Annotated in this window: 23 protein-coding genes and 1 tRNA gene; 9 read left to right on the forward strand and 15 right to left on the reverse strand. The window is 65.4% G+C overall.

The window, feature by feature from the left end; all coding sequences use genetic code 11:
- A partial coding sequence (locus RTN46_RS09950) for a glycerol-3-phosphate dehydrogenase C-terminal domain-containing protein (protein WP_312180990.1) occupies nucleotides 1-464 on the forward strand: 464 nt, incomplete at its 5' end.
- Between the two features lie 21 nt (nucleotides 465-485).
- On the opposite strand, the gene RTN46_RS09955 is transcribed toward RTN46_RS09950, so the two are convergent.
- The 4 genes from RTN46_RS09955 to RTN46_RS09970 are packed head-to-tail and all read right to left on the reverse strand — an operon-like array spanning nucleotide 486 to nucleotide 3,380.
- Nucleotides 486-833 carry a hypothetical protein gene (locus tag RTN46_RS09955; RefSeq protein WP_312180991.1) on the reverse strand — a complete coding sequence of 116 codons (348 nt, stop codon included), beginning with the start codon at nucleotides 831-833 and terminating at the stop codon, nucleotides 486-488.
- Nucleotides 830-1,990, reverse strand: coding sequence for an ATP/GTP-binding protein (locus RTN46_RS09960; RefSeq protein WP_312180993.1), 1,161 nt, complete (start codon nucleotides 1,988-1,990; stop codon nucleotides 830-832). Before RTN46_RS09960 ends, RTN46_RS09955 begins: the two co-directional genes overlap by 4 nt.
- 44 nt (nucleotides 1,991-2,034) lie before the next feature.
- Complete coding sequence (locus RTN46_RS09965) at nucleotides 2,035-2,988, reverse strand: cation diffusion facilitator family transporter (protein WP_312180995.1); 954 nt, start codon at nucleotides 2,986-2,988, stop codon at nucleotides 2,035-2,037.
- 2 nt (nucleotides 2,989-2,990) lie between these two features.
- Complete coding sequence (locus RTN46_RS09970; RefSeq protein ID WP_312180997.1) at nucleotides 2,991-3,380, reverse strand: metalloregulator ArsR/SmtB family transcription factor; 390 nt, start codon at nucleotides 3,378-3,380, stop codon at nucleotides 2,991-2,993.
- A gap of 246 nt (nucleotides 3,381-3,626) precedes the next feature.
- Between RTN46_RS09970 and RTN46_RS09975 the strand changes: the two genes are divergently transcribed.
- Nucleotides 3,627-5,144 (forward strand): NAD(P)/FAD-dependent oxidoreductase, encoded by a 1,518-nt coding sequence (locus RTN46_RS09975; RefSeq protein ID WP_312180999.1) that lies wholly within the window; start codon nucleotides 3,627-3,629, stop codon nucleotides 5,142-5,144.
- A gap of 137 nt (nucleotides 5,145-5,281) precedes the next feature.
- On the opposite strand, the gene RTN46_RS09980 is transcribed toward RTN46_RS09975, so the two are convergent.
- The 10 genes from RTN46_RS09980 to RTN46_RS10025 all read right to left on the reverse strand — a co-directional run bounded on the left by RTN46_RS09980 (nucleotide 5,282) and on the right by RTN46_RS10025 (nucleotide 14,964).
- Nucleotides 5,282-5,355, reverse strand: a tRNA-Pro gene (locus RTN46_RS09980).
- Between the two features lie 126 nt (nucleotides 5,356-5,481).
- On the reverse strand, nucleotides 5,482-7,029 hold the full coding sequence (gene der / locus RTN46_RS09985) for a ribosome biogenesis GTPase Der (protein WP_312181001.1): 1,548 nt from the start codon (nucleotides 7,027-7,029) through the stop codon (nucleotides 5,482-5,484).
- 181 nt (nucleotides 7,030-7,210) lie between these two features.
- On the reverse strand, nucleotides 7,211-7,912 hold the full coding sequence (gene cmk, locus RTN46_RS09990; protein WP_312181003.1) for a (d)CMP kinase: 702 nt from the start codon (nucleotides 7,910-7,912) through the stop codon (nucleotides 7,211-7,213).
- Nucleotides 7,909-9,018, reverse strand: a complete 1,110-nt coding sequence (locus tag RTN46_RS09995) for a prephenate dehydrogenase (RefSeq protein WP_312181005.1) — start codon at nucleotides 9,016-9,018, stop codon at nucleotides 7,909-7,911. Before RTN46_RS09995 ends, cmk begins: the two co-directional genes overlap by 4 nt.
- A gap of 3 nt (nucleotides 9,019-9,021) precedes the next feature.
- Nucleotides 9,022-10,209, reverse strand: coding sequence for a pseudouridine synthase (locus RTN46_RS10000; protein WP_312181007.1), 1,188 nt, complete (start codon nucleotides 10,207-10,209; stop codon nucleotides 9,022-9,024).
- A gap of 23 nt (nucleotides 10,210-10,232) precedes the next feature.
- A complete protein-coding gene (gene scpB / locus RTN46_RS10005) occupies nucleotides 10,233-10,934 on the reverse strand; it encodes an SMC-Scp complex subunit ScpB (RefSeq protein ID WP_312181009.1) in 702 nt (233 codons plus the stop codon).
- Nucleotides 10,912-11,823, reverse strand: coding sequence for a segregation and condensation protein A (locus RTN46_RS10010; protein WP_396157596.1), 912 nt, complete (start codon nucleotides 11,821-11,823; stop codon nucleotides 10,912-10,914). The genes scpB and RTN46_RS10010 overlap by 23 nt, the downstream gene beginning before the upstream one ends.
- Nucleotides 11,801-12,700: a ParA family protein gene (locus RTN46_RS10015; RefSeq protein ID WP_396157599.1), complete on the reverse strand. Its 900-nt coding sequence runs from the start codon at nucleotides 12,698-12,700 to the stop codon at nucleotides 11,801-11,803. The genes RTN46_RS10010 and RTN46_RS10015 overlap by 23 nt, the downstream gene beginning before the upstream one ends.
- Nucleotides 12,701-12,930: 230 nt before the next feature.
- Complete coding sequence (locus RTN46_RS10020) at nucleotides 12,931-13,311, reverse strand: VOC family protein (protein ID WP_312181012.1); 381 nt, start codon at nucleotides 13,309-13,311, stop codon at nucleotides 12,931-12,933.
- A gap of 270 nt (nucleotides 13,312-13,581) precedes the next feature.
- A complete protein-coding gene (locus RTN46_RS10025) occupies nucleotides 13,582-14,964 on the reverse strand; it encodes a cation:dicarboxylate symporter family transporter (protein ID WP_312181013.1) in 1,383 nt (460 codons plus the stop codon).
- A gap of 236 nt (nucleotides 14,965-15,200) precedes the next feature.
- Here RTN46_RS10025 and RTN46_RS10030 point away from each other — a divergent pair, with 236 nt between their 5' ends.
- The gene (locus RTN46_RS10030) at nucleotides 15,201-16,967 is read left to right on the forward strand and encodes an ATP-binding protein (protein ID WP_312181015.1); all 1,767 of its coding nucleotides are present in this window, start codon (nucleotides 15,201-15,203) and stop codon (nucleotides 16,965-16,967) included.
- On the forward strand, nucleotides 16,964-17,683 hold the full coding sequence (locus RTN46_RS10035; RefSeq protein ID WP_312181016.1) for a response regulator: 720 nt from the start codon (nucleotides 16,964-16,966) through the stop codon (nucleotides 17,681-17,683). The genes RTN46_RS10030 and RTN46_RS10035 overlap by 4 nt, the downstream gene beginning before the upstream one ends.
- Nucleotides 17,684-17,692: 9 nt before the next feature.
- On the opposite strand, the gene RTN46_RS10040 is transcribed toward RTN46_RS10035, so the two are convergent.
- A complete protein-coding gene (locus RTN46_RS10040) occupies nucleotides 17,693-19,600 on the reverse strand; it encodes an AMP-binding protein (protein WP_312181017.1) in 1,908 nt (635 codons plus the stop codon).
- A gap of 291 nt (nucleotides 19,601-19,891) precedes the next feature.
- Here RTN46_RS10040 and RTN46_RS10045 point away from each other — a divergent pair, with 291 nt between their 5' ends.
- From RTN46_RS10045 to RTN46_RS10065, 5 genes are all read left to right on the forward strand, one after another.
- The gene (locus RTN46_RS10045) at nucleotides 19,892-20,539 is read left to right on the forward strand and encodes a GntR family transcriptional regulator (protein ID WP_312181019.1); all 648 of its coding nucleotides are present in this window, start codon (nucleotides 19,892-19,894) and stop codon (nucleotides 20,537-20,539) included.
- A gap of 37 nt (nucleotides 20,540-20,576) precedes the next feature.
- Nucleotides 20,577-22,088, forward strand: a complete 1,512-nt coding sequence (locus RTN46_RS10050) for an MmgE/PrpD family protein (protein ID WP_312181027.1) — start codon at nucleotides 20,577-20,579, stop codon at nucleotides 22,086-22,088.
- On the forward strand, nucleotides 22,089-23,012 hold the full coding sequence (prpB, locus tag RTN46_RS10055; protein WP_312181021.1) for a methylisocitrate lyase: 924 nt from the start codon (nucleotides 22,089-22,091) through the stop codon (nucleotides 23,010-23,012).
- 81 nt (nucleotides 23,013-23,093) lie between these two features.
- The gene (locus RTN46_RS10060; protein ID WP_312181023.1) at nucleotides 23,094-24,227 is read left to right on the forward strand and encodes a bifunctional 2-methylcitrate synthase/citrate synthase; all 1,134 of its coding nucleotides are present in this window, start codon (nucleotides 23,094-23,096) and stop codon (nucleotides 24,225-24,227) included.
- 321 nt (nucleotides 24,228-24,548) lie between these two features.
- Nucleotides 24,549-25,589, forward strand: a 1,041-nt coding sequence (locus RTN46_RS10065; protein WP_312181024.1) for an MFS transporter, incomplete at its 3' end; no start/stop codon positions are given.

Here is a 25,589-nt window from a genome sequence, read left to right on the forward strand (position 1 = left end):
AAGTGCAGCCATCCCTGGTTCTTGTACACGGAGATACGACGACTGCGATGGCCGAGGACGCAGTGGATCTGGCCGTACGGCACGGCGGACTGGACGGCGGCGAATGCCGCACGCGTGTGCTGCCGCTCGTCGGCGCGCCGGGTTCACCGGTTGCGGTGACGGGCTCGAAGGGGGCCGGAACCTCCTCGAACGCGGCACTGCCACCCTCACTGGTGGCACGGTTCGGCGCCGAGGCGCCGGCCGTGCTCGCCCTCGCGGGCACCGCCAACCCGGCCGCGCAGATCGCACCCGGCATCGATGTAACCCGCGCTGAGATCGAATTCGCGGTGCTCGCCGAAGGTGCACTGGACGCCGACGACGTGCTCGACCGACGCACCCGCATCGGGCTCGTCGCCGCCGATCGTGCGCGCGCCCAGGAAGCGGTGGAGATCCTCGTCGACGAGGCGCTCACTCGGGTCCGTTGAATATCCGGCGCTGCCAATCCCCTATCCCTGGCCGGCGCCGGCCCGGATGGCTCTGTCATAGGATCCTGCGTATTCCTCGGCGACCAGTGGCCAGACCAAACGGAGGCCGTCCTCGACTGAATTGATCTTTTCAGCCAGGGACCCGGAGACAACGAATTCGTGGGGTATGACCCTGCCGGCACGGTCTTTCCGTCCCAAGGGATCTGGAAAACGCAGCGCTACTCTCTCCCCAACACGACGACAAAGTTCCAGCTCGTCCATAAACCCCGAGAAGACATCGTTGTAGACCGGGAGTGGATCCTCGGCTCCGCCGTTATGGATAAACCGGAAACCCCAGGCCCGCCCACGAGTGGCCCAGATCAAGGTCACCTCAGGCTCCTAAGAAGGGTCTTCTGTTCCTCGCCCCTGTCCAGATCCAGCTTGAAGCGCGTCAGCATGGCTTTCAGATAGTCCTGTTTAGCCAGCCCCTCGGCGTTTTTCTCCCGCAGTTTGTTCCCAGCCAGTTGGACCGCCGCGTTCAGGACATCCGCGGAGAGAGCGAACCCGACAAGTTTCTGGACAGGACCTCCGGTGTCACGGAGCACGCGCTTCCCGATCAGGGCGACGGCCAGGGTGCCGGCACCGTCCAACAGGTTCTCAGCGACTTTCTTAGGAATTTGCTTGGCCCGGACCCACCGAACATGGCGCTCGAAGGGAAGGATGGCAGCCAGGGGAAGGATCATCTCGAGGCCGACACGTTTGGTCACCTCAATCTTGTCTGCGTCGAATTTCGCTGACGAAAGGAGCATAAAATCCTCGCCCATGGACAGTGCGTCCGGGGCTGCAACAAAGCCGGCAAGGACCTTGCGCAATTCGTCCATTTCCCCACCAGCCTTTTCAGTGAGGAGATCCCTGAATCCAAACACGTCCATACCCGGCATCAGATCGGACTTAGATAGCGCCATTATCCAAATCCGCGGAAATTCGACGAGTGGTTTGCCATCGTCCAACAGATCATTCTTGAGCAACAGCAGGCCACTGAGGTAGTTGGACAGCAGCGACTTCAGATAGCGCTCCTCCTCGCCGGAATTGTCCAGCAGCCGCTGAGCGTCCACCAGCAGCAGAGCAACATCGGAACCCAGCAGCGCTTTGAACGTGTCGACCCTGTGCTGGGCTTCCTCGGGGCCGCTCACGTCCTGCTCGAACCACTCGCCCGGGTAGTCGTGCCACACGAGGCGCAGGGCATCGAAGGGCCTGGATTTCATCGTCTTAGCGTCCGGCGCATCCTTCAACTTGACGGAGAAGGAGTAGGAGGTGCCAGAGAAGCGATTCGGCGCAGGAAGCCGCGCGGAGTCCCGCATTCCAAGGTAGTTGCGGTGCAGCTGGGTGTGCTGGCCGGCATCCCCGGCCACAACGTGGAACAGGCTTTTTTGCAGGAATTGAGGTTCCTGCGTTGCTCCGTAGAAGGACGAGACCATGACGGTCTTGCCGCTGCCGCTCTCACCGAACACCGCGATGTGCTGCTCCAACGTTCTGCTGAGTTTCATGCCTGAAGCCTATGCCAGGGGGATCGGCCGCGGCCCCTCTGGCATCAGGGACTGAAGCGAAGCCTCTGGCACCCGTCCGGCTCGTGCTCGGCAATGTGCTCTGTTTCGATCTGGAAGGTCGAATGATGGATGGAGACCTCGAAGTGCTCGGCGACGCATGCCTTGACCTTCTGCAACGTCTCGGCTGCGTGGCCGTCCGTGAAGCACTCGTCGTCAACGACGACGTGGGCGGTCAGGATAGGCAGGCCCGTCGCGACGGTGGAGGCATGCAGGTCGTGCACGTCCTTGACATGGTCGAGTTCGAGGATGTGCGTCCGCACCTCATCGAGGTCGAGGCCCTTGGGAGTGAACTCCATGAGCACCCTGGTCGTCTCGCGCATGAGTTTGAAGGCGCGGGGCACAATCAGGGCTGCGATGAGCAGGCCGGCAATGGCGTCGGCCTGCATGAAGCCGGTCGTGGCAATGACGATTGCCGCAATGACGACGCCAAGGGAGCCGAGTGCATCGTTGAGGACTTCGAGGAAGGCCGCCCGCATGTTGAAGTTCGAGTCCCGGCCGGAGGCAAGGACGGCGATCGCGATGATGTTCACCATGAGGCCGATGAGGCCAAAGATCAGCAGCTCGCCGGCGGGTACCTCTGCCGGTTCGAACAGCCGCCGGATGCCTTCGATTACCGCATAGGTTCCAACCACAAGAAGGAGGGTCGATTGGCCAAGGGCGGCGATCACCTCGATGCGCCGGAACCCCCAGGTCCGCTTGGAGTCCGCGGGTTTAAGCATCAGGGTGGCGGCGATGAGCGCAACCAGGAGCCCAGTTGCATCTGCGAGGGCGTGAGCGGTATCGGTCAGCAGGGCGAGGCTGCCGGTGACGACTGATCCCACTGCCTGCGCGACGACGATGGTCGCTGTCATCGAGAAGGCGATCCAGAGCTTCCTGCGGAAGTCTCCGGGATGTCCCGACTGACTGAGTGCGGGGCCGTGGCTGTGTCCTGCACCCATGGCTACTTCTCCTCCATGTCTGTCGTCGGGTGAGAATGCGGGAGCCGCAGGTGCGTGCAGAGCAGGGCCTGCGTGCCGGTTGCGTCGAGGAGACGTTCGGCGGCTGCGATGAGGGTGCGCAGCAGCTCAGGTTCGGTCAGTGAGTACCAGGTCGAACGCCCCTCGGGACGCATGGTGGCGAGGCCGCACTCAACGAGGAAGCCGACGTGCTTGCTCACCGTCGACTGGGCCAGGCCCATGTGTTCAACGAGGTCTCGAACCCGGTGCTCACCCGAGGAGAGGTGCTGCACGACCGCCAAGCGTGTCGGCTCAGCGAATGCCTGGAACAGGTGTGCATATGCGGCCGTTGCCACGTCATCGAGGGGAACCAACCCCTGGTTATTCATCGCCATAATGCGATTATATCGCACTATGGCGATGACTGACACCCGTGGCAGGCCTGAAAGCTTGCCCCCCTGCCTGAAGTCCACGCACGGGCGCCTGCTGCGGGCTCGCGGGGAAGCCCGCGCCTAGCGCAACGAAGTTCATTACAGGATCGTTCAAAGAATCAAACGGATTCATTGCCCTTACGCAGCTAGAAGGTTAGTCTGACCGGGAAATTGCTTGATCCGTTTCGTCCTAATAACAATGAGGTTTCTATGGACAACGTAACTCGTCGCGGTTTTCTAACCGGAGGTCTTGGTGTAGCTGCCGGACTCGCCGCCGCAAGCATCGCTAATACTGGCGCCTTTGCAGACAAGCCGATCAGCCCAGGAAATGGTCACGGCAACGGCATGCCCTCGCTCAACCATCCGACCGGCGACAAGAAGAACTGGGACGTCATTGTTGTCGGGGCAGGGTCAGCCGGAATCGGCGCAGCTCGCACGCTCATCGAGGAGAAACCCAACCTCCGTATCGTCATTGTTGAAGCTCGCGACCGAATTGGCGGCCGCATGTACACCGACCGCACTTCGATGGGGATTCCAGTTGAACGCGGATGCGAATTGGTGCATGGCGGACCCTACGCTTCAACCTATCCTTGGATCGAGCAAGCCGGCTTTCAGATGCCCATGTTTCAGAACAACTACATCAAGCAGGCGACCGCGCCCGCAACGTCGCCGTCGGCACAGTGGCATCAGTGGGACTCCCCGACTTCATGGCTATTCCCACTCGGCATGCCCGAATCGCTCGTTAAGTACGATCCTGCCGGTCAAAATGTGCCGCTTCCCGCGACGCTGCCTGGTGAACAAGCACACTCCTATTTGCTGCGCCTTGGAGTTACAAAGGAAAACACGCCGACCGGGCTGGCGTATTGGTTCACCGACGATAGCGAGCCGCTCTACAACACACCGGCTTCTCGTATTGGCGCTCGGTTCAAGAGCTGCATCCAGTTCACACTGCACCCCGAGCAGGCCCCGGAACAGGAAGTACTTGACCCGAACGATCCCGAGCTCAACGACGGCGACTACAAGATCGTTGGCGGATACGACCAGCTGCTGCGCTTCATCGTGGGCGACGTTCCCGTCATGCTGAAGACCGTGGTCGAAGAGGTCGCCTACACCCCCAACGGTGTCGAGCTGCAAACATCAAAGGGCGCGCTTTTCGGACGTCGCGTCATCTTCGCAGTTCCCGCAGGAGTCATGAAGCGCCGCGACATTGCCTTCACCCAGGGCCTCCCCGCCGCAAAGTGGGCCGCGTTCGACGCCTTTACGTACAGCAACATCTTCAAGTGCGTACTCGAATTTAAGGGGAAGGTATTCACCCCCAACGGCAGCGACAACTGGGGCTACGCCGAGATGATGGACCTCTCACCCACAACTTTGTGGAATGGGTCGATCGCGCACACCGGCTACAAGGGCCAGATCATTGTGGGCTGGGAGACCGGTGCTGCGGCCCGCGAGCTTAACTCGCTCACGCAGCCCGAGAAATACGCAGCGGTCCTCGACGGAGTGCGTAAAGCCACGGGCGACCCTGGTTTGAAGTATCACAAGGCAGTCATGACCGACTGGGCGAACGAGCCGTATTCGTGGGGTGCCTACGGCGGCGGAGGCAACGCGTCAGACATGTCGGCGACCGTCGGCGACGTCCTGTACTGGGCGGGGATGAGCACGAGCACGGTCAGTGCCTCGTACTCCTCAGGAGTTACGCAAGCGACCCAGCTGCTTCGGGCGTTGTAGCTCGAGGTCTTCACGCCGAGTGCGGTCTCCGTTCTTGAGGCCGCTCTCGGCGTTCCGCCTACGATCAGAACCCCTCGCGCGGCCCGCCCTTTAAACGACAAAAGCCCGACAGAACTTGCGTTCCATCAGGCTTATCGTCGGGTTGACAGGATTTGAACCTGCGACCCCTTGACCCCCAGTCAAGTGCGCTACCAAGCTGCGCCACAACCCGTTACCCGGCCGATGCATTCCCGGCCGAACCAACTCAAATACTCTACAACAGAGTTGGCGTTTTCCCCGCATCGGAGCAGCCCCGGAGTTCATATTGGCTCCGGGGCCGCCCAAATGCTAGAGCCTGTTAGCGATTGCTGGTCTTGCCGCGCTTCTCGCGAACGCGCATGCTGACCTCGATCGGCGTACCTTCGAAGCCGAAGGTTTCCCGCAGCCGGCGGGTGATGAAGCGGCGGTAGCCCGGATCCAGGAACCCGGTGGTGAACAGCACGAACTTCGGCGGACGCGAGGACGCCTGCGTGCCGAACAGGATGCGGGGCTGCTTGCCGCCGCGCACCGGGTGCGGGTGGGCTGCCACGAGCTCGCCCAGGAAGGCGTTGAGCTTGCCGGTGGGAATGCGCTTGTCCCAGTTCTCCAGAGCCGTGTCCAGCGCCGGGACCAGGCGGTCCTTGTGCCAGCCGGTCTTGGCTGAGATGTTCACGTGCGGTGCCCACTCGACGTGGGCCAGGTCGCGCTCGATCTCAGTCTTGAGGTAGCGGCGGCGTTCGTCGTCGAGCAGGTCCCACTTGTTGAACGCGAGGACCAGCGCACGGCCGGAATCGATGGCCAGCTGGAGGATGCGGACGTCCTGCTCGGAGAGGACTTCGTCAACGGCCAGGAGGACGACGGCGACCTCCGCCTTCTCCAATGCGGCCTGCGTGCGCAGGGAGGCGTAGAAGTCGGCACCCTGGGCCATGTGCTGGCGGCGGCGGATGCCGGCGGTGTCGACGAAGCGCCAGGTGCGCCCGCCGAGTTCGATCATTTCGTCAACGGGGTCGCGGGTGGTGCCGGCGGTGTCATCCACAACCACACGCTCCGAACCTGCGAGCTTGTTCAGCAGGGAGGACTTGCCGACGTTCGGGCGGCCGATGAGTGCAATGCGGCGCGGGCCGCCGCTGCGGTCCAGTCCACCGTAGGCGGAGTATTCCGGCAGGACGTCCAGGACAGCGTCGAGCATGTCTGCCGTGCCGCGGCCGTGCAGCGCTGAGACGGGGTACGGCTCGCCGAAGCCCAGGCCCCAGAGGGTGGAGGCGTCGGCTTCGTTCTGGATGTCGTCCACCTTGTTGGCGACGACGATGACGGGCTTGCCCTTGCTGCGCAGCATCTTCACCACGGCTTCGTCGGTGGCGGTGATGCCCACGGTTGCATCGACAACCAGCATCACGGCGTCGGCGACGTCGACGGCGATCTCGGCCTGGTCGGCCACGCGGGCGTGGATGCCGCGGGCGTCGTGCTCCCAGCCGCCGGTGTCAACGAGCGTGAAGTTCACGCCGTTCCAGGTAGCGGGGTAGGACACGCGGTCGCGGGTGACACCCGGGGTGTCTTCCACCACGGCCTCGCGGCGGCCCAGGATGCGGTTGACCAGGGTGGACTTGCCGACGTTCGGGCGTCCAACAATGGCGACCACCGGATCCAGGAGCACCGGTGCGTCTTCGTCGATCTCTTCGAAGCCGCCGGCCAGCAGCGCGGCGTCTTCCTCATCGAGTTCGTAGTCGGAGAGCCCGGCACGCAGGGTTTCCGCACGCAGGTTGGCTTCGTCGTCGTCAAGGGCGGCAAGCCGCTCGTCGATCTGGTCCTCGCCTGCGGGCACGTACTCCTCGCCGGAGTCGCCGTCAAAGGTAGGGTTGGCGTTCATAAACTATTGCTTTCTTTCCGTTGAGGCCTCAGCGCATGCGCGCCCGGCCGTCTCCGGACGTTCAGCCCGGGTAAGTATTTTGGGGTCAATACACGAAGATTCCCGTGCAGCCACCAGTCCATTGAAACACGGCAAGGAGCGCCGGACCCCATTGGGGCCCGGCGCTTCACCGCTGTAAAAGTCAGTGCGTGCTGCTGTAGACAACGTCCAGGACGGCCTGGACAGTTTCTTCAAAGTCCAGGTCGGAGGAATCGATGGTCACCACGCCGTCGGCTGCCTTCTGGAAGTTCACCACGGTGGAGTCCTTTACATCGCGGGTCAGGACCTGTTCGCGCAGCTGCGCCGTGGTCTGCGACCCGCCCAGCTGGACACCGCGGCGGCGCAGCCGTGCCTCCTCCGAGGCGGTGAGCAGGATCCTCACCTCAGCGGTGGGGGCCACGACCGTGGTGATGTCCCGGCCCTCGGCGACGATGCGCAGGCCGGAGTCCTTGATCAGCTGCTGCTGCCGGCGGACCAGGTCCGCCCGGGCGCCGAGGGTGGTTGCCACGGCGCTGACATTGGAGGAGACCTCGGGTTCGCGGATCGCCTGGGTGACGTCCTCTCCCCCGACCCGCACCCATTCCTGGTCGGGGTGGGTGCTCAGCGCGATGTCTGCGGAGCGGGTGGCGGCCTCAACGGCGACGGCGTCGGTCAGATCGATCCCGGCACGCATGCAGGCGATGGTGACGGCACGGTACATCGCACCAGTGTCGAGGTAGGCAGCGCGCAAACGACGGGCCGCTTCCCGGCTGATGCTGGACTTCCCCGATCCCGAGGGACCATCGATGGCCACAACCAGGGGCTTGCCCAGCCGGAACTGGGCCGGATTACGTTCTTCGCTCACTGCACTACCTTCCAGCCGCGCGAGGTCAGTTCGCTGACCAGCCCGTGCACCTTGCTCGGCAGTACCGAGATTTCTGCCCGACCCACCTGGCGGCCGGAGGCATGCTCCAGCCGAAGGTCTTCGAGGTTGACGCCGATTTCACCGATCTCGGTGAGCAGCTGCGCGATCTGACCCGGAGTGTCGTCGACCAGGACCGTGAAGCTGGTAAAGGACTGCGGCGGTGTGCCGTGCTTGCCCGGGATCCGGGCCTGCCCGGTGTTGCCTTCGGAGATCAGCTGGGCCATGTCCAACCGGGCGCCGTCAGCCTCCGGGTTTTCCAGCGTATTGATCAGCCGGTTCAGGTCCTCGCGGACACCCTGCAGGATGGAGACCAGCCGCGGGGCGTTGCCGCTGAGGATCTGCACCCACAGTTTCGGGTCGCTCGCGGCGATCCGGGTGACGTCCCGCAGCCCGTTGCCGGCCAGCGCCAGCGACGCCGGCGGCGTCTCCTGCAGCCGGCTTGCCACCAGCGATGACATCACCTGCGGCAGGTGGGAAATCAGGGCAACCGACTGGTCATGGTCTTCGGCGTCCATGCGCGAGACGACGGCGCCAAGATCGATCGCCAGGGCCTCAGCGGTCTTCACCGCTTCGGCTGCGCTGTGTTCCCCGGCGCAGATGACCCACGGCTTGGACATAAAGAGGTCACCCAGGGCGGCCACCGGACCCGATTTCTCGCGTCCGGCCATCGGGTGCGTCCCGACGTAGCGGGACAGGTCGGCACCGGTGGCCTCCAGATCCGCCAGGACAGATGCCTTGACGCTGGCAATGTCAACGACGACGGCGGCCGGCCAGTCCTTCAGTGCCTGCGTAACGAGGGGCGCGGTAACGTCCGGCGGTGCTGCGACAACGACGAGTTCGGGCGCGAAGCCCGCCTCGACGTCGGACAGCAGCCGCCCGGCACCAATGTCCTTGGCCACGGCCTCCGTGGACGGTGAAATATCCGAGAGCGCGACGTCGATCCCCCGCGCCCGCAGCCCGAGGCCGATGCTGGCACCGAGCAGGCCGGTGCCGATCACCAGGACCGGTCCGGACAGGTGTGTGCCTCCGTTGCCCAGTACCGTCACCGGCTACAGCCCTACGGAAGCCAGCAGGTGGCCCACTTCGTGGCGGCCGAGGACGCGGATGCTGCCCTGGCGCTGGTCGTTCAGGCGGATCGGTCCCATCTGGGTGCGCACGAGGCGCTCGACCGGGTGGCCAACTGCCTCAAACAGGCGGCGGACAATCCGGTTCCGGCCGGAGTGCAGCACAACTTCCACCAGGATGTGGCCCGGAGTGGAGTCGACCAGGCGGAAGGAGTCCACCTTGGCGAAGCCGTCTTCGAGTTCCAGGCCTTCGCGCATCTGGGCGCCGACACCGTGGGCCATGGGCCCGCGGACCTGCACCAGGTAGGTCTTCGGAACCTCGTAGGAAGGGTGGGTGAGCCGGTTGGCCAGTTCGCCGTCGTTGGTCAGCAGCAGCAGGCCCTCGGTGTTGTTGTCCAGGCGTCCGACGTGGAAGAGGCGCTCGTGCTTGTTGGTGCTCTTGAGGTAGTCGCTGATGCAGGGACGGCCTTCGGGGTCCTCCATGGTGGAGATGACGCCGCGGGGCTTGTTGAAGACGTAGTACTTCTGCGACTCGTCCAGCTGCAGGCTCATGCCGTCCACATGGATGGAGACCGTTTTGGGGTCAACGCGGACTCCGAGCTCGGTGACAACCTCGCCGTCTACCTCAACCCGGCCTTCCTGGATCATTTCCTCGCACACGCGGCGCGAGGCCACTCCGGCGCTGGCCATGACCTTCTGCAGCCGGATGCCCTCGGGATCGTGGTGCTCGGAGACCACCGGCTTGCCCGGGCGGCGGGTGTGCGGACGCTTGGTGACCGGGCCCAGGTTCTTGCCGAAGCGTTCGTTGCGGAAGGCGCGTTCGCCGCCGCCCTTGCCGGATTTGGGGCCGCCGGGCTTGAAGCCACCTGACTTCGGGGCGCCGGACTTGAAGCCGCCGGACTTCGGAGCACCGGACCTGAAGCCCTCCGGCTTGGACGCGCCGAAGCTCTCCCCCGACCGGTCTGCGCCGGACTTGGGAGCGCCGGACTTGAAGCCGCCGCTCTTGGAGGTGCCGTACCCGCCGGACGAGGAGCCGCCGGCCGAAGCGGACTTCGGGCCGCCAGTGCGGCCGCTGGAGGGCTTGGAGCCCTTGCCGAAGCCGCGGTTGCCGCCTGTTGCCCCGCCGCCGCGCGGATTATTGCGGCCTGATCCGGAACGGGGTGCCTGTGTCATTGAAAGTCCTTCGGGTGTAGCGGTTAGTAAGTAGTTTCTTCAAATTCTGCGAGGTTTTCCAGCCCGGGAAGGTGAGGTGCGATCTGCGGCAGTTCTTCCAAGCTGCCCAGCCCCAGTTTCTCCAGGAAGTACGGCGTCGTGACGTAGAGCAGCGAGCCGGTTTCCGGTTCGGTGCCCGCTTCCTCGAGAAGCCCGCGCTGGATAAGCGTGCGGACCACGGAGTCAACATTGACTCCCCGGATGGCCGATACCCGCCCCCGGGACACCGGTTGGCGGTAGGCAATCACGGCAAGGGTTTCCAGCGCTGCCTGGGAAAGCCGGGCACTTTGCCCTTCGAGAACGAACTGCCCGACGATGTCCGCGAAACCGGGCCGGGAGTAAATTCGCCAGCCCCCGGCCACTTCACGGAGTTCGAAACCCCGCTGTTCAGGATGCTGTTCGGAATGCTGACCAGCGTGCTGGCTAAAATCCCGCGGACCTCCGGATCCTTCCCCAGTATAACCGTCATACTCTTCGCGCAGATCGGCGAGGACTTGCGCCACCTCAGCGGTGGGGACCTCGAGGGCTGCAGCCAGCTGCGCAGCGGTAACGGGTTCGTTGATGACCATCAGCACGGCTTCAGCGGCAGCCCGCAATCCACCGGGCCGGGAGTGGACGCTGTCCGGCAGTTCGGATGTGCCAGTCAGCTCGGATTTCGGGAGTTCAGGCGTCGGCTGGTGCGGCATGCATTTCCTCGTATTCTTCGGTCAGCGCCCCGGCGGACCAGCCTCCGTCAGCGCCGGGCGTTCCGGTCCAGGTGATCCGCAGCTCGCCCAGCGGCTCAGGCTGGTCGAAGGCCAACACTCCGTCACGGAACATTTCGAGCAGCGCCAGGAAACGTGCCACGGTTTCCAGCGGGGTGGCGCCGCCGGCGAGTTCCGTAAACGTCAGCGGGCTGCTCGCCAGCAGACGCTCGCTGATGATCTGCGCCTGCTCCCGGACGCTGACCCGCGGCATATGCAGGTGTGCCAGGCCCACTTCGGTGGGCGGTCCCGGCCGGGGTTCCAGCGCCTTGACAGCAAGTTTCGCAAAGTCCTCTGGAGTGGTCCGCCAGACCAGTTCCGGAAGCATGGCTGCCAGATGCGGTTCCAAAGCGGTGTCGCGGGGGAACCGCAGGCCTTCCTCGGCCAGCCGGCTGCCCATCAGCGAGGCCACCTGCTTGAACGCGCGGTACTGCAGCAGCCGGGCGAAGAGCAGGTCCCGCGCCTCGAGCAGGGCAATGTCCTCGTCGTCCTCCACGTCCCCGGCGGGCAGCAGCCGGGCGGCCTTGAGGTCCAGAAGTGTCGCGGCGATGACCAGGAACTCGCTGGCTTCGTCCAGCGCCCAGCCCTGGCCGGAGGCGGTGAGGGCACGGATATAGGCGATGAACTCGTCCGTGACCGTGGCCAGGGCGATTTCAGTGATGTCCAGTTCGTGTTTGGAGATCAGGCCCAGCAGCACGTCGAAGGGTCCGCGGAAGTTCTCCAGGCGCACTTCGAATCCGGCCGGCTGAGCCCCCGCCGGATCTTCAGCCGCTGGCGTGTGCTCCCGCGGCCCCGCGTCCTCCGCGAGGCTAGGGTGCGCCGCCGCGGGCAATCAGTTCCTTGGCGAGGCGGCGGTAGGACTCTGCACCGGCATGGTTCCCGGCGTAGGAGGTAATGGGCTCGGCGGCGACCGTGGCGTCGGCGAACTTGATGGTGCGCTTGATGACAGTCTCGAAGACCTTGTCACCGAACGCCTCCACCAGGCGGCCGATCACCTCGCGGCTGTGCAGGGTCCGTGCGTCGTACATGGTGGCCAGGACGCCGTCGACCTGCAGCCCGGGGTTCAGCCGGTCCTGGACCTTCTCGATGGTTTCCACGAGCAGCGCAACGGCGCGCAGCGCGAAGAACTCGCAGATCAGCGGGATGATGACGCCGTGGGCGGCGGTGAGCGCGTTGACAGTCAGCAGGCCCAGGGAGGGCTGGCAGTCGATGAGGATGACGTCGTAGTCGTCGGAGACCCGGCGCAGCGCGCGTTCCAGGACCTGTTCACGGGCAACCTCGTTGACCAGCTGCACTTCAGCGGCGGACAGGTCGATGTTGGCGGGGAGCAGGTCGATGTTCTCGACGTGCGTCTCCTGGATGGCGTCGCGGATGTCCACCTTGCGGTCCATCAGCACGTTGTAGACGGTCACGTCCAGCTCGTGCGGATTGGTGCCCAGGCCTGCGGAGAGCGCGCCCTGCGGATCGAAGTCCACCAGCAGGACCTTGCGTCCGGCTTCGGCGAGGGCGGCACCCAGGTTAATGGTCGACGTCGTTTTCCCGACCCCGCCCTTCTGGTTCACCATGGCGATGATGCGGGCCGGACCGTGGGATGTCAGTACCGGAGGCTCGGGGAATTCTGTCAGCGGGCGGCCGGTCGGACCCATGGCTTCTTCGGCTGCACCCTGCGTTGCGTCCTGCAGAGTTGTGGAACTCTGTTCAAAGCTCACGTATAAATCCACGCTTCCGTCTCTAGCTGTCCTGCGGGCTGTCCTTTCCAAGGTTACAACTGCGCAACGCGGATACCGCGAATCCGCGTCTTGGACGGCCGCGAGCCTTGACGCTCAACCTTAACTAGAACCTTCTGGTCCTTTCGCCACTCCCCTGCCCATCGAAAGAGCAGAAACTGCTGGTTTCGACGTCCTAACCAGCAGTTTCTGCCATCTCGATTTGCCGTTTGTTACAGGGCCTGGAAGAGATTAAGGATATTTCCTTCCGTATCCGTGAACCAGGCGGCCTTTCCCACCGGGGTCGATGCAATTCCGCCTTCCGTCTTCAGGCCCGGGAAATCGTATTCCTCGAAGACGACCCCGCGGCTCCGAAGCTCCGCGACCTCGCTCTCGAGATTCTTGGTTTCCCAGCCCATCTGGGTGTTCTTGGCGCTGCCTGCATTGTCGGTCTCGTACACCAGGAACGAGGTTCCATTCCCGCCGTGGTAGAGCAGGTTTTCATCGTCCATAACCTGCGGTGGGTCGAGGCCCAGCACGTTGCCGTAGAACTCACGTGCCCTGCTGATGTCCTTGGCGGGGAGGACCGCCATGATGCTCTGTTCTTTCAGCAAATTGATCCCTCCTTACGTTTGCCTGAAGGGCGTCCTTCCACCCTGCCAGGCGGATTGAAAGCTGATCTTTCCATTGTCTCCTCGGGCCGCCCCGCGCGGATAGGGGTTGCGGAATACCCGGCATCACCCGGATCCCCGGCCTGCGGATCTCCCTCGCGCCTCCACCCGCGCGCATTCCCGGAAGCACACAGGGCGCCCCCGCGGATTGCGGGAGCGCCCTGCGGCACGGTATCCGGCCCCTGCGCCGGACACCGAGCTTATGGAGAGGCCCTAGCGGGCCGTCGTTGATTCCAGTTCGGGTTCCGCAGCGGCGGGCACCGCGGGTTCGGCGTGGGCGTCGTCCATGGTTGATTCGTCGAACGGATGCTTGCGGTTCAGGACGGCGGCGACCTGTTCCTTATCGATTTCCTTGGTCCAGGTGCCGATCAGGACGGTGGCGACGGCGTTGCCGGTGAAGTTGGTCAGCGCGCGGCCCTCGGACATAAAGCGGTCGATGCCGACGATCAGGCCAACACCCTCCACCAGGTCCGGGCGGTGGGACTGCAGTCCCCCGGCCAGCGTGGCCAGGCCGGCACCGGTGACTCCCGCGGCCCCCTTGGAGGCGATGATCATAAACACCAGGAGGGAAATCTGTTCACCGAGCTCCAGCGGCTTATTCATCGCCGAGGCCACGAACAGTGCGGCCATGGTCAGGTAGATGGCCGTACCGTCCAGGTTGAAGGAATAGCCGGTCGGGACGGTCACGCCGACCACGGGCTTGGAGACGCCCAGATGCTCCATCTTGGCGATCAGGCGCGGCAGTGCGACCTCGGAGGAAGAGGTGGAGAAGATCAGCAGGTATTCACGGCCGAGGTAGCGCATCAGCTTGAAGATGTTCACACCGGTGCAAAGCTTCAGCACACCGCCCAGGATGATTGCGATGAAGAGGATGCAGGTGATGTAGAAGGCGATCATCAGCACGGCCATGCTCTTGATCGCCCCGACACCGGTTTCCCCGACGACGGCGGCAATGGCTCCGAAGGCACCGATGGGCGCCAGCCACATCACCATGGCCAGGATGCGGAAGACGAGCTTCTGGAGATGGCCGATGCCCGTGAGGATGGGGGCTCCGGCGGGGCCCATCTTCTGCAGCGCGAAGCCGACCAGCAGCGCCACGAAGAGGGTCTGCAGGATGCTCTCACCCGTCAGCGAGGCCAGGAGCGTGGTGGGGATAATGCTGAGGACAAACCCGACCATGCCCTCTCCGTCCTCCGGCGCGGCGGGGGCATCGGCGGCGCTGGCTTCGAGGTTCAGGCCGGTTCCGGGGTGGATCAGGTTGCCGACGACCAGGCCGATGGCCAGGGCGAAGGTGGACATCACAATGAAGTACCCCAAGGCCAGTCCGCCGACCTTGCCCACGGTGGCCGCTTTGGCGATGGAGCCGATGCCCAGGACAATTGTGCAGAAGATCACCGGGGCGATCATCATTTTGATGAGGGCAATAAAGGCGGTTCCCATGGGCTTCAGGCCCTTGGCGAAGTCCGGGCTTAACAGACCCAGGACAGCGCCGAGGACCACCGCGAGAATAACGGCGATGTACAGGAAATGGGTCTTGTCCTTTTTGCGGCGGCTCGTCTGTGAGCCGGCACCGTCCGGAAGAGTGGCAGCTGCCATGTGTCTTAGGCTCCTAGGCTTTGTTTGCTGATCCGTCCCGGCGCGGCATCAAGGCGCTGGTCTCCGCTGGGCTCAATTGTTCTGGGCTAGCCTGATTGGCGTGCCTGTTTCGCCGGGACGTGGTCATTCATCAACATCGTCGCCGCCCAATGTGACGGCTGTCACGGTTGTGGTCATATTGTTCTCGACCCGGCTGCAGCCCAGCGGAGCAACCAAAGGAAGCCAAAGGAATGCGTGTGGGGAAGTGGAGTCTTGCCAGCCGGCTGCTCATCGGGCAGCTGGCTTTCCTCGTCTGCCTTTCCGCCGGGCTGTCCTGGGCGCTCTACCATCAGGCCGAACAGCGCAGCTACACGGAAACTGCTGCGCGGATGCTGGCCATTTCCGAGACCGTGGCAGCCGATCCGTTCGTCCTCTCCGCCGCGGCCTCTCCCGATCCGAGCATCTCGCTGCAGCCCTTTGCCCGGGCGGTCATGGACGGCGCCGGGATAGATTTTCTGACCATCATGGCCCCGGACGGCACCCGCTTCACCCACCGGAGCGAAGATCAGATTGGCAAGTCCTACCTCGGATCCATGGAGGAGGCCCGGAAAGGCAATGCCTTCACGGAGACCTACACCGGGACGCTGGGGCCGTCGGTGCGGGCCATCACGCCGGTGCTGGGTCCCGACGGCGAGGTGACCGCGCTGGTGGCGGCGGGCATCACCGTGGACCGGGTCGCTATTGCCCGGGATGCCCAGCTTCCGGCGGCGTTTGTAATCTCACTGGCCGCGCTGGCCTGCGGCTCCTTCGCCGCGTTCGGGCTCAGCCGGTACCTGCGTCGCACTACCCGGGACCGGCGGCCCGAAGAGCTGCTGGGTATGTTCACGTTCTATGACTCCGCGCTGCATTCCCTGCGCGAAGGCCTGCTGCTGCTGGATAACGACGGCCGGCTGGTGCTCTACAACGATCAGGCCGCCACGTTGCTGGGCCTGGCACCGAACGACGGCGGCGCTCCAAAGGATCCGCGGTCACTGGGCCTTCCGGCACCCCTGGCCGACCTCCTGGGCTCTGGCTGCACCGCACACGATGAGTTCCACTTCACCCAGGACCGGATCCTGGTGGTGAACCAGTCCCCCGCCCTGGCACCGCCGACAGGGGAAGGATCGCCGCACTGCCGTTGGATTCGCCGGTCCCGGACGGCCGCGGAGCCCAGACGGTTCGGGACCGTGACAACCCTGCGTGACCATACGGACATCGAGGCCCTGACCGGAGAGCTGCAGTCCATGCGCACGCTGACCGATGCACTCCAGTCCCAGGCCCATGAGCATGCCAACCGCCTGCATACGGTGGTGTCCCTGATCGAACTGGACCGGCATACCGATGCCCTGGAGTTCGCCACCCGGGACCTGGAACAGACCCAGCAACTGGCCAACGACGTCGCCGCTTCCCTGGGCGATCCGGCCCTCGCAGCGCTGCTGGTCGCCAAGACGGCCCAGGCCCGGGAACGGGGCATCCGGTTGGCCGTCGAACTTCCGGCGGCTTCCTCCACCCTGGCGGCGGACCTGGATTCCGCCGATCTGGTGACCGTGGCGGGTAATCTGCTGGATAACGCGTTCGACGCCGTCCAGGGCCGGCCGGCGGCCGCAGTCACGGCGCGTTTTTCCCTCGGCCAGGCCGACAGCAGCGGAACACTCGGCGGCGGCACCCACGGCGCCGGAAGACTGGAACTGTCCGTCCAGGACAACGGACCCGGAATCAGCGTCGACCCTCCGGAACGGATTTTCGAACAGGGCTTCAGCACCAAGGACCCCATGACCCAGCTTCCCTCGGGCGCTGGATTCAGCGGCCGGGGCATCGGACTGCCGCTGGTGCGCCAGGCCGTGCACCGGCTCGGCGGCTCCTTGCAGGTTGACGCGGGCGGCCGCCCCGGCCAGGGGGCCCGGTTTACGGTGGATCTGCCGGTCACCCGGGCGGAGACGCTCCCGGACATGTCCGTGCCGGGGCAGTCCGGAGATGCACTGTGAACGCCCCTCGGGAAATTGCAGTCCTGATCGTCGAGGATGAGCCGATCACTGCCGAGGCCCACGCCGAGTATGTGCGGCGCAGCGACGGGTTCGCAGTGGCCGGCGTCGCGCATTCCGGTGCGGAAGCCATCACCTTCCTCAATCCCTCTCCCGGGGCCGCACCGCGCTCCCCGGAGTGTCCCATCGACCTGGTGCTGCTGGACATGAACCTGCCGGACCTGCACGGGCTGGACGTACTGCGCCGGATCCGCGGGGCGGGCGTGCCGGCCGACGTTATCGCGATCACCGCCGTGCGGGACCTGGCCGTGGTGCGCGGCGCGATGTCCGCGGGCATCGTGCAGTACCTGATCAAACCCTTCACGTACTCGGCGTTCAGCGCCAAGCTCGTTTCCTACCGCGAATACCACCGCAACCTCGCGGGCCAGGGAACGTCGGCCACCCAGTCCGAGGTGGACCGGGCGCTGGCCGCACTGCGCCCGGCGGTCCCTGCCGCGCTGCCCAAGGGGCTCTCCCCGGACACCCTGAATTCCGTCTCGGAGATCCTGAAAAACGCCTCCGACCCGCTGTCAGCGTCCGAGGTGTCAGCTGCCCTCACGATGTCCCGGATTACCGTCCGGCGATACCTGGAGCATCTGGAGGCACAGCGGGCTGTCGTTCGCTCACCCCGGTACGGCTCCCCCGGCCGTCCGGAGCTGGAGTATTCCTGGCGGCGATAACGCTCAGCGCTAGGGACCCGGCCGCAGCAGCGGCACCATCGCGTCCAGCACCGATTGGTCCTCGATCGTCGACGGCACCGTGTAGTCGTCGCCGTCGGCGATCTGGCGCATCGTCTTGCGCAGGATCTTCCCCGACCGGGTCTTGGGCAGACCGTCGACCACACGCACGTCACGGAAGTCGGCCACCGGGCCGATCTGCCGGCGGACCAGGTCCGCGAGCGCTGCCTGGACTTCCGCCTCGGTAGCCGAGGAGCCAGCCTTGAGCACCACATACCCGCACGGCCGCTGGCCCTTAAGGCTGTCCCGGACCCCGATCACCGCGCACTCGGCGACCTCCGGGTGTTTCGCCACCGCCTGCTCAATGGCCCCGGTGGAGAGCCGGTGCCCGGCCACGTTGATGACGTCGTCGGTCCGCCCCATCACGAAGACATAGCCGTCCTCATCCACGTAGCCGGAGTCCCCAGTGGCGTAGCTGCCCTCAAACGCTTCAAGGTAGGACGCCCGGTAGCGCTCGTCGCTGCCCCACAGCGTTGCCAGTGTGCCCGGCGGCAGCGGCAGGTCCAGCACGATGTTCCCCTCACTCCCGGCCGGGACCTCCACCCCGGCACCGTCGAGAACGCGCAGCCGGAAACCGGGCACCGGGAAGGTCGGCGACCCGGCTTTGAGCGGCTGCGGGTCCAGGCCCATCGGATTGGCACAGATCGCCCATCCGGTTTCGGTCTGCCACCAGTGGTCCACCACCGGGATGCCAAGGGCGGCAGAGGCCCAGCGGAACGTCTCCGGATCCAGCCGCTCTCCCGCGGCGAACAGCGTCCGCAGCTTGGAGAGGTCGTACCCGGCGGCAAGCACCAGTTCGGGATCTGCCCGGCGGATCGCCCGCAGCGCCGTCGGTGCCGTGAACAGCACCTCCACCCCGTGGTCCGCGGCCACCCGCCAGAACGCCCCGGCGTCGGGCGTGCCCACCGGCTTGCCCTCATAAAGCACCGTGGTGGCCCCGGCGATCAGCGGCCCGTACACGATGTAGGAGTGCCCCACCACCCAGCCGACGTCGGACGCCGTCCACATCACCTGCCCGGGACCGGCGTCGTAAATGTTCCGCATCGACCAGGCCAGCGCGACGGCGTGGGACCCGTTATCCCGCACCACACCCTTGGGAGCACCGGTGGTTCCGGAGGTGTAGAGGATGTACAGCGGGTCCGTGGCGGCGACGCTGACCGGGCCCTGCGGCTGCGCCCGCTCGGCAAGTTCAGCCCAGTCCGCCCAGAGCGCCTCGCCGACGCCGTCGAACTCCTTGGCCGTGTGCTCAAAGCCGTCCCGGGCGGCGACGACGACGGCGCGCACCCGGTGCGCGGCGGATTCCAGGGCCTCAGCCACGATGGGCAGATATTCGATCCGGCGCTTGGGCTCCACTCCCCCGCTGGCGGTGACGACGGCGTCGGGCCGGGCATCGTCGATCCGCGCCGCGAGCTCTGCGGCGGCGAATCCGCCGAACACCACGGAGTGGACGGCGCCTAGGCGGGCGGCGGCGAGCATGGCGATCATTGCTTCGGGGATCATCGGGAGGTAAATGACCACGCGGTCCCCGGCCCGGATGCCCTGGGCGTGCAGGACACCGGCGAAGGTCTCCACTTCGGCCAGCAGCTCCGTATAGGTGTAGGTGCGCTGCAAGCCGAGCATGGCGGAGTCGTACACCAGCGCCGCCTGGTCTCCGCGGCCAGCCAGCACGTGCCGGTCCAGGGCGTTGAAGCTGGTATTCAGCCGGGCATCGGGGAACCAGCGGTAGAACGGCGGACGGCTGCCATCCAGCGCCTGGGCCGGGGCCACATCCCAGTCCACCAGGGCGGAGGCCTCCAGCCAGAACTTCTCCGGATCAGCGCTCGATGCGGCATAGGTTTCTGCGTAGCTCTCGGCACCCATGAATCCTCCTTGATTCGCGACATGGCCTGTGCTTGCGGATCTGCGCCGGCAAAACTCGTCCGAAAACTCGTCCGGGGAAGACAGCGGTTCCACCTCGCTTGGGAACCTACCGGACTTCGCTCGGCACCGCCACGCTCCGCGGCCGCAGCAGCGAAGTCATGACCGGCCTACAGGCGGACTCTGTATACATGGGGATGGACTTCATCAACAATCTCCCCGAATTTCTCCCCTCTTGAGGATTCCCTGTATACACTGGTGCTCCGACATCACAACAGGCGAAGGGAGCACAGTATGCGGGCCAGCGACCGGGCCTACGCCATGCTCCGCGAGGACATCGTCGAATGGCGGCTCCCGCCGGGAACCGTGCTCGGTGAAGTTGAACAGTCCCAGCGGCTCGGTATCTCCCGCACCCCACTGCGCGAGGCCCTCGGCCGGCTCACCGCCGACGGACTCGCCGCACCGCACCACGGGCGCGGCGTCGTCGTCACCCCCATCTCTCCCGAAACCGTGGGCGCCCTCTTTGAACTGCGGCAGGCGCTGGAATGCCAGGCTGCCTCGCTCGCTGCCGCCCGCGGAGAGCCGGCCGTGTTCCGGAAGCTGCGAACCGACTTCGACGCCGCAGCTGCCCTGCTGGCCGCCGATCCCGGGGAGGATCCCGCCCGGGAGGGTTATTACGCGCTGGTGGCCCGCCTGGACGCGGCAATCGATGCCGCCGCCGCCAATCCGTACCTCACCCAGGCGCTCGGCAACGTCCGCCTGCACCTGGCCAGGGTCCGCCGGCTGGCCAAGGACAACCCCGCACGGCTGCGCGATACCGCTGCCGAGCACGCCACGATTGCCGGGGCGATAGCCGCCGGCGACCCGGCGATGGCGGCCGCCGCCACCGCCGTCCACCTCCATAAAAGCCTTGAACACTTCAACACCGTCCACCGGCCCTGAACCGGCATCCGAAATTGAGAGGACCCCTTCCGTGAAAATGCACAACGTGCGCGTCTACCGCAGCGAGGAAAACCTGCCCCGCGAAGACCAGCTGGCGTGGAAGATCGCCGCAGTCGCCGCTGATCCCGTGGCGGTAGCCGACGACGTCGCGGACATGGTCATCAACCGCATCATCGACAACGCCTCGGTTGCCGTCGCGTCCCTGAACCGCGGACCGATCATTGCCGCCCGAGCCCAGGCACTCTCCTTCGCCCCGTCGTCGGGCGGCTCCGGTGCATCCGTCTTCGGCGTCGAAACCAAGACCTCCCCCGAATGGGCCGCCTGGGCCAACGGCGTGGCCGTGCGTGAACTGGACTACCACGACACCTTCCTGGCCGCCGACTACTCGCACCCCGGAGATAACATCCCGCCGATCCTCGCCGCCGCCCAGCACACCGGCGCCTCCGGAGCGGACCTGCTCCGCGGCATCGCCACCGGCTATGAAATCCAGGTCAACCTGGTCAAGGCCATCTGCCTGCACAAGCACAAGATCGACCACGTCGCGCATCTCGGCCCCTCCGCTGCGGCTGGCCTGGGCACGCTGCTGGGCCTGGATACCGAGACCATTTTCCAGGCGGTGGGCCAGGCGCTGCACACCACCACCGCCACGCGTCAGTCCCGCAAGGGCGAAATCTCCACCTGGAAGGCCCACGCTCCCGCCTTTGCCGGAAAGATGGCGGTCGAAGCCGTGGACCGGGCGATGCGCGGACAGACCTCCCCCACCCCGATCTACGAGGGCGAAGACGGCGTCATCGCCTGGTTGCTGGACGGGCCCGACGCCGCCTACCAGGTGCCGCTGCCGGCCCCCGGTGAGGCCAAGCGCGCCATCCTTGACACCTACACCAAGGAACATTCCGCCGAGTACCAGGCGCAGGCCTGGATCGACCTGGCCCGGAAGATCCACCGTGAGCACCCGGAAACTGCCGATCCCGCGAACGTCGCCTCGGTCCTGATTTCCACCTCGCACCACACGCACTACGTGATCGGGTCCGGCGCGAACGATCCGCAGAAGTACGATCCCACGGCTTCCCGCGAAACCCTGGACCACTCCATCCCGTACATCTTCACCGTCGCCCTGCAGGACGGCGCCTGGCACCACGTGGACTCGTACTCCCCGGAACGGGCCGGCCGGCCGGACACCGTCGAACTCTGGCACAAGGTCACCACCGTGGAGGATCCGGAATGGACCCGCCGCTACCACTCCGCGGACATCGCCGAGAAGGCCTTCGGCGGCCGGGTGGAGATCACCCTGGCCGACGGCCGCGTGATCACCGATGAAATTGCCGTAGCCGACGCCCACCCGCTGGGTGCCCGGCCCTTTGTCCGCGCCGACTACATCCACAAATTCCGCACCCTCGCCGCAGGTCTGGTGACGGAGGAAGAGATCGACCGGTTTATCGCCGCGGCCGAACGGCTGCCCGAACTCGCCCCGGGTGAACTGGACCAGCTCAACATCACCGCAGCCCCCGGCATCATTGACCCGGCCGCCGCACCGAAGGGACTGTTCTAAATGCTGTATTCCTCCACCACCCCCGAGCAGAAGCGCCTCGCGATGCGCGAAGGCCTCGCCTCCGGCACGCTCCAGCAGTATCCCGGAGCGTTCAATCCGCTCTCGGCCCGCCTGATCGAGGAAAAGGGGTTCGACGGCGTCTACATCTCCGGCGCAGTCCTCGCCAATGACCTGGGCCTGCCGGACATCGGGCTGACCACCCTGACCGAGGTTGCCACGCGCGCCGGGCAGATTGCCCGGATGAGCGACCTGCCCTCAATTGTCGACGCGGACACCGGCTTCGGGGAGCCCATGAACGTGGCCCGCACCATCCAGGAACTCGAAAACGCCGGGCTGGCCGGCTGCCACATCGAGGACCAATTCAACCCCAAGCGCTGCGGACACCTAGACGGCAAGAACGTCGTGGACCTGGACACCGCCACCAAACGGATCCGCGCCGCGGCGGACGCCCGCCGGGACCCGAACTTCCTGATCATGGCCCGCACCGACATCCGCGCGGTCGAGGGCCTGGAAGCCGTCCAGGACCGCGCCCGCGCCCTGGTCGAGGCCGGCGCCGATGCGATCTTCCCGGAAGCCATGAAAACCGTGGAGGAGTTCGCGGCCATCCGCGCCGCCGTCGACGTCCCGATCCTGGCCAACATGACGGAATTCGGCAAGAGCGAGCTCTTCACTTATGACCAGCTCGCCTCCGCGGGCGTCAACATGGTCATTTATCCGGTGACCCTGCTGCGCAGCGCCATGGGCGCAGCAGAACGGACGTTGGAGGCGATCAAGGCGGATGGCACCCAGGCCGCCGAAGTTCCCAGCATGCTCACACGTGCGCGGTTGTACGATCTGGTGGATTATGAGGCGTATAACCGCTTCGATACCTCAGTGTTCAATTTCCAGGTCCCCGGCACACCCGGCACCCCGGCACCGGCCTGACCTGGCCACCCCGAACCAGCCAGCAAGAAGAAGGCGCTGCCCCACCCCCGACCCGCGCATTACGACGAAGGAGTCCCAGACATGACCGACACAACGATCCACAAGGGCCTGGCCGGAGTGCTGGTGGACACCACCAGCATCTCGAAGGTGAACCCGGAGACCAACTCGCTGCTGTACCGCGGCTACCCGGTTCAGGAACTGGCGGCCAGGTGCACTTTCGAGGAAGTCGCCTACCTGCTCTGGAACGGAGAACTGCCGACGGCGGAGGAGCTCGCCGAATTTACCGCCGGTGAGCGGTCCCAGCGTGCGCTGACGGCGGAGCTGAAGACCGTAATTGACTCGCTGCCGGCGTCCTGCCATCCGATGGATGTCTGCCGGACCGCGGCATCGGTGATGGGTGCCGAGCATCCGCTGGCGGAGGACTCGTCCCGGCTGGCGAACATGCAGAAGTCCGTCAGCCTCTTTGCTGCCATGCCCGCCGTCGTCGCCTACGACCAGCGGCGCCGCCGGGGCCAGGAGATCGTGGAGCCGCGCGAAGACCTCGGCTATGCGGCCAACTTCCTGTGGATGACGTTCGGGGAAGAAGCCGCGCCGGAGGTCGTGGAGGCGTTCAACGTTTCGATGATCCTGTACGCCGAGCACTCCTTTAACGCCTCCACGTTCACTGCCCGGGTGATCACCTCCACGCTGGCCGACCTGCACTCGGCCGTGACCGGCGCGATCGGCGCCCTCAAGGGCCCGCTGCACGGCGGTGCGAACGAGGCCGTGATGCACACCTTCGAGGAAATCACCGCCAGCGCGGGGAACGACGACGTCGCGGCCCACGCCGCGGCCTGGCTGGATAACGCACTGGCGGAGAAGAAGAAGATCATGGGCTTCGGCCACCGGGTCTACAAGAACGGCGATTCCCGGGTGCCGACCATGAAGGCGTCCCTGGACAAAATGGTCAAGCACTACGACCGCCCGGATCTGGGAGAGCTGTACACGGCCCTGGAAACGGCCATGGCCGAGCGGAAGAACATCCTGCCCAACCTGGATTACCCGGCCGGACCGGTCTATCACCTGATGGGCTTCGACACCCCCACGTTCACGCCGTTGTTCGTCGCAGCGCGCATCACCGGCTGGACGGCGCACATCATGGAGCAGCTGGAATCCAACGCCCTGATCCGGCCGCTGAGTGAATACAACGGACCGGACGAGCGGCACCTGGACTAAGCCCCCCGCTTCAACTGGCCAACCGCCCGCCGCAGGAGTTCCTGCGGCGGGCGTTTTGCTGGCGGGCGCTCGTTGTGCCCGGCATTAACGCGGGTGCGGTCCTAAGCTCCACTTAAACGCCCTCTCCCACTGCCGGCGCTTTTCGAGCGGAGCACTCTGCGAGGTCATGGACCGAGCCTAGGGCGTTCCGGTTGGTTCTCGAGTCCACTTGAGGACATAGGTTTACCTCATGAGCTCACCAGGAACCGGACTCAACACTCAGGAAGACCACCCGGCCTCTCCCGAAGCAACATCGGTGAACTTATCCCGGCGCCGAAAGCCATGACGGGCCGATGGGAAGGCTCCAAACGACTGGCCAGGCCGTTCACGGACAAGCGAAGCCGCCGCCTTCTGGCTGCCTTTCTGGTGTCGGAACTCGGTGATGGGATCACCGCAGTCGTTGTCCCGTTGGGTGTCTATGCGCTCACTGACAGCGTCATTGCCCTTGCCTCGACCTTCCTTGGACGAATGCTCGCCGGGTCCCTGTTCGCCGCGGCCGGAGGAGCCATCGCGGACTTCAACGATCGACGGCGGCTGCTTCTGGCCAGCTACGCAGTACGGGCCATCCTGGTTGCCGCGCTGATCCCTCTTCCGGGGACAAACCCGATCGCCTTCGCGGTGATCGGGTTGATCGTCGGCGCCGCGGGTTCCTTTGACAACCCGGCGGCCGAGTCCGCGCTGCGGGCTTCGTATAGGCATGATCTCCAGTCGTTGGCTGCCGCACGCAAGAGTGGCAAAACCGTCTCGGAAATGGTTGGCCCGGCAGTGGGAGGCCTCCTGTTTGGGCTCGGCGGTCTGACCCTCGCATTGGGCATTAACGTGGCCACATTCGTGCTCGCGCTGGTCCTGCTGGCGTCCAGACACGCTATGCCGGCGGCCGCTGGGAAAGCGTCGGATGACAGGAAGGGCAGGACCAAGAAGACTACCGGGCCCCCGGTTCTAAAGCTGCGATTCCCACCCGTCGTCACGATGTCCTACTTCTCCGCCGCCAGTGCATCCTTCCTGGTTGCGGCAGCCACCGCACTCGCGGTGCCCTATCTGGCCGGACTACCCGATGCCCCGGAAGGTGCCTACGGGTTCGCTCTATCGGCCTACAGCATCGGAGCTCTGGTGGGGTTGTGGGCCGCCGGGGTGACCTCTTGGTCGACTATCCGGCTCAAGAGCGTGCTCGCCTTCTCCGCCGTGGCATTCGGGATCATCACTGTCTTGAGCGTTTCGGCACCACGGTGGGAAGTCTTCGCAGCAGCCTGGTTCATCTGGGGCATCGCTTTTGGCCCGGAAGCTGTCGTCAGTGATGCCAGGGTCGCTTCGATCATTGCCGAT

It is taken from the genome of Arthrobacter sp. (assembly GCF_031988865.1).
In the GTDB taxonomy this organism is placed as follows: domain Bacteria; phylum Actinomycetota; class Actinomycetes; order Actinomycetales; family Micrococcaceae; genus Arthrobacter_B.

Bases quoted from the DNA above. Each gene is read 5' to 3' on its own strand.
- RTN46_RS09960 (WP_312180993.1), bottom strand. From the start codon at position 1,990: ATGAAACTCAGCAGAACGTTGGAGCAGCACATCGCGGTGTTCGGTGAG.
- RTN46_RS09965 (WP_312180995.1), bottom strand. From the start codon at position 2,988: ATGGGTGCAGGACACAGCCACGGCCCCGCACTCAGTCAGTCGGGACAT.
- RTN46_RS09970 (WP_312180997.1), bottom strand. From the start codon at position 3,380: ATGGCGATGAATAACCAGGGGTTGGTTCCCCTCGATGACGTGGCAACG.
- RTN46_RS09975 (WP_312180999.1), top strand. From the start codon at position 3,627: ATGGACAACGTAACTCGTCGCGGTTTTCTAACCGGAGGTCTTGGTGTA.
- der (WP_312181001.1), bottom strand. From the start codon at position 7,029: ATGAACGCCAACCCTACCTTTGACGGCGACTCCGGCGAGGAGTACGTG.
- RTN46_RS10000 (WP_312181007.1), bottom strand. From the start codon at position 10,209: ATGACACAGGCACCCCGTTCCGGATCAGGCCGCAATAATCCGCGCGGC.
- scpB (WP_312181009.1), bottom strand. From the start codon at position 10,934: ATGCCGCACCAGCCGACGCCTGAACTCCCGAAATCCGAGCTGACTGGC.
- RTN46_RS10025 (WP_312181013.1), bottom strand. From the start codon at position 14,964: ATGGCAGCTGCCACTCTTCCGGACGGTGCCGGCTCACAGACGAGCCGC.
- RTN46_RS10040 (WP_312181017.1), bottom strand. From the start codon at position 19,600: ATGGGTGCCGAGAGCTACGCAGAAACCTATGCCGCATCGAGCGCTGAT.
- RTN46_RS10045 (WP_312181019.1), top strand. From the start codon at position 19,892: ATGCGGGCCAGCGACCGGGCCTACGCCATGCTCCGCGAGGACATCGTC.
- RTN46_RS10050 (WP_312181027.1), top strand. From the start codon at position 20,577: ATGCACAACGTGCGCGTCTACCGCAGCGAGGAAAACCTGCCCCGCGAA.
- prpB (WP_312181021.1), top strand. From the start codon at position 22,089: ATGCTGTATTCCTCCACCACCCCCGAGCAGAAGCGCCTCGCGATGCGC.
- RTN46_RS10060 (WP_312181023.1), top strand. From the start codon at position 23,094: ATGACCGACACAACGATCCACAAGGGCCTGGCCGGAGTGCTGGTGGAC.